Raw genomic sequence first — 1,508 nt, forward strand, 5'->3', positions numbered from 1 at the left:
CCAAAACAACGAGAGTATGTTCAGAAACAAGCCAGTAACAAAATTAGTAATACTAAACGTTTGTCGAGCAGTAAAGTTAAGTGGTTTTGGCCTGCACAGGGCAAAATTACCAAACGCTTTTCTAATAAGGAAAACGGTTATAAAGGTTTACAGATTACTAATCGCAAAGGGGCTTCAGTCTTAGCTGCGGCACAAGGAACAGTGGTATACGCGGGTAACGCCCTTCGAGGTTATGGTAGTTTAATCATATTGAAACATAATGATGATTACCTAAGTGCTTATGCACATAACTCGAAATTACTTGTTAAAGAAAAGCAGAAAGTTAAGGCAGGACAAAAAATAGCAGAAATTGGTAATTCAGAATCTCCGGTCACCGCGCTTCGCTTTGAAATCCGCTACCGAGGGCAAGCTGTCAATCCTGCTAAATACCTACCCTAATTTTTAGGTATTGATAATTGCTCGGGAGAAGGCTTATGGCTAGCGCAGCAAAACTTGACAAACATACTACGACTGACGAAAAGTTCGATGACATCGATATTGATGAAAGCACAGCTCTACTAGATAAAGTAGACGACGATGAAATCTTTGCTAAAGAAGAAGTAACTAAAAATCTTGACGCAACTCAACTTTATTTAGGCGAAATTGGTTTTTCTCCTTTGCTTAGTGCTGAAGAAGAAGTGTTTTTTTCTCGCAAATCACTTCGAGGGTGTGAAGCCTCACGTAAACGTATGATTGAAAGTAACTTACGTTTGGTTGTTAAAATAGCACGTCGTTACAATAATCGCGGCCTTGCTCTACTTGATTTAATTGAAGAGGGTAACTTAGGCTTAATTCGCGCAGTTGAAAAATTTGACCCTGAGCGTGGATTTAGATTCTCTACTTACGCTACATGGTGGATACGTCAAACAATTGAACGTGCCATTATGAACCAAACGCGTACCATTCGCTTACCTATTCATGTAGTTAAAGAGCTTAATGTTTATTTACGTACAGCGCGTGAGTTAACTCAAAAGCTTGACCATGAGCCAACAGCTGACGAAATTGCAGCTTGCCTAGATAGACCCGTTGAAGACGTTACTAAAATGCTACGTTTAAACGAAAGAATTGCATCAGTAGACATGCCTATTGGTGGCGAAAACGACAGTGTACTACTTGATATCATTCCTGATGAAAAAAGTGCTGGTCCTGAAGGCGAAGTACAAAATAATGATATTAATAAACATATTGTTGATTGGTTAGGTGAATTAAACCCTAAACAACGTGAAGTGTTAGCACGTCGATTTGGACTGCTTGGCTATGAGCCATCTACACTTGAAGATGTAGGTCGTGAAATAGGCTTAACACGTGAGCGAGTAAGACAAATTCAGGTAGAGGCATTACGTCGTCTAAAAGACATTTTGCAACAAGAAGGTTTAAGTACAGATAGCTTGTTTAATCAGTTTTCGTAACTAGTTAAATAGTATAAGAGACTATGTGTGTTAAAAAGCCGAAGAATTTATTCTTCGGCT

General features: G+C 39.0%; 2 protein-coding genes. Both read left to right on the forward strand.

The features are described from left to right. Positions 1-438, forward strand: a 438-nt coding sequence (locus tag H5072_RS19240) for a peptidoglycan DD-metalloendopeptidase family protein (protein ID WP_182694480.1), incomplete at its 5' end; no start/stop codon positions are given. A gap of 35 nt (positions 439-473) precedes the next feature. Further along, positions 474-1,448: an RNA polymerase sigma factor RpoS gene (gene rpoS / locus H5072_RS19245; protein ID WP_182694481.1), complete on the forward strand. Its 975-nt coding sequence runs from the start codon at positions 474-476 to the stop codon at positions 1,446-1,448. Positions 1,449-1,508 lie beyond the last annotated feature (60 nt).

The sequence above is a fragment of the Pseudoalteromonas sp. SR45-5 genome (assembly GCF_014163565.1).
Classification (GTDB): Bacteria; Pseudomonadota; Gammaproteobacteria; order Enterobacterales; family Alteromonadaceae; genus Pseudoalteromonas; species Pseudoalteromonas distincta.

Coding starts and splice junctions, on each gene's coding strand:
- rpoS (WP_182694481.1), top strand. CDS start 474: ATGGCTAGCGCAGCAAAACTTGACAAACATACTACGACTGACGAAAAG.